Source organism: Sphingomonas sp. 66-10 (assembly GCF_001897045.1).
GTDB classification, from domain to species: Bacteria; Pseudomonadota; Alphaproteobacteria; order Sphingomonadales; family Sphingomonadaceae; genus Sphingomonas; species Sphingomonas lycopersici.
In genome coordinates this window covers 18,701-20,057 of sequence record NZ_MKRR01000166.1, presented here as the reverse complement: position 1 = coordinate 20,057, position 1,357 = coordinate 18,701, and the positions used below count along the sequence as shown (strand labels likewise).

Annotated in this window: 2 protein-coding genes; both read left to right on the top strand. The window is 63.2% G+C overall.

Annotated features, from left to right (window positions below):
- Positions 1–147 precede the first annotated feature (147 nt).
- On the top strand, positions 148–483 hold the full coding sequence (locus BGN95_RS25945; RefSeq protein WP_265268650.1) for a 2Fe-2S iron-sulfur cluster-binding protein: 336 nt from the start codon (positions 148–150) through the stop codon (positions 481–483).
- A gap of 194 nt (positions 484–677) precedes the next feature.
- Positions 678–1,357: TonB-dependent receptor (locus tag BGN95_RS25940; protein ID WP_286774504.1), on the top strand; the 680-nt coding region annotated here is incomplete at its 3' end.

Here is a 1,357-nt window from a genome sequence, read left to right as displayed (position 1 = left end):
GCCGATCGCGGGGGCAGGCACCTATTGGCCGGCGCAGCCGTGTCGGGTGCGTTATCGCCGCCGCAAACTGGAGGAGGCCGCGCCCGCCGATATCGCCGCGCTCGCCGCCGCGGCCGGTTGCCCCGCACATGCCAAGGGTGGTGCCTGATGGCGCGGGTCACTTACGTCCAGCCCGACGGCAGCGCGCGGACCTGCACCAATTTCGAGGGCATGGCGGTGATGCACCTCGCGGTCGGCAATCTCGTCGACGGGATCGACGCCTTGTGCGGCGGCGTGCGCCAGTGCGGCACCTGCCACGTCTATGTCGACGATGCCTGGGCGGCGCGGGTCGGCGGGCCGGGCGAAGACGAAGCGGCGATGCTCGAGGCGCTGGGCGACAGGATCGAAGTCAGGCCGACGAGCCGGCTAAGTTGCCAGATCCATATTACCGAAGAACTCGACGGTCTTGTCGTGCATGTGCCCGACAATCAGCCCGGCGTGTAACGCGTTTGCGCGCAAAATATCATAACAAACCTCAATTTGCGTATTGATTTTCGGTTACGAAGTACGCAGTCTCGCGGGGAATTCGATCCGAAAGAATCAAGCGCCCGATCAAGAGGCGTGGTTTTCCACATGCGTAATTCGACGTCGGCCACGCTTTGTCGGGGGATCGGCGCGACCAGTTTCGGGGAGGGATGATGCTGAAAAAGTCACTTCGCACCGCGCTGTTTTCGTTCACGGCGGTCGGCGCGCTGAGTTCATCGCAAGCGTTCGCACAGGCCACCGATGCCGCCCAGGCCGCGCCCGCGGCGGCGAGCGCGGGGGGCGGGCTGAGCGATATCGTCGTCACCGCGCAGCGCCGCGCGGAGAATTTGCAGAACGTGCCGGTCGCGGTTACCGCGCTCAACCAGGATACGTTGGGCAATTTTCGCGTCACCGACGTATCGGACCTGACCGGACTTGCGCCGAACCTGCAGATCCTGAGTCAGGGTTTGCAGTCGATTCCGACCATCTCTATTCGTGGCATCAGCTCGGGTGTATCCAACAACTCTGTCGACCCCAAGGTTGGTATCTATCTTGACGGCGTCTATATTGGTCGCTCGGTCGGCGCGATCTTCGATCTCGCCGATATCGAGCGGGTCGAGGTGTTGCGCGGGCCGCAGGGCACGCTGTTCGGGCGCAATGCGACGGGCGGCGCGATCAGCCTCGTCACCGCGGCGCCGACCGGCGAGTTCGGCGTCAATGCTTATGCCTCCTATGGCAATTACGACGCCTTCCGCACGCGGGTGACAGTCAATCTCCCCGCGCTTGGCCCGCTTAGCGTCAAGGTTACCTACCTTCACGATCAGAATAACGGCTATATGAAGAATCTGATCGG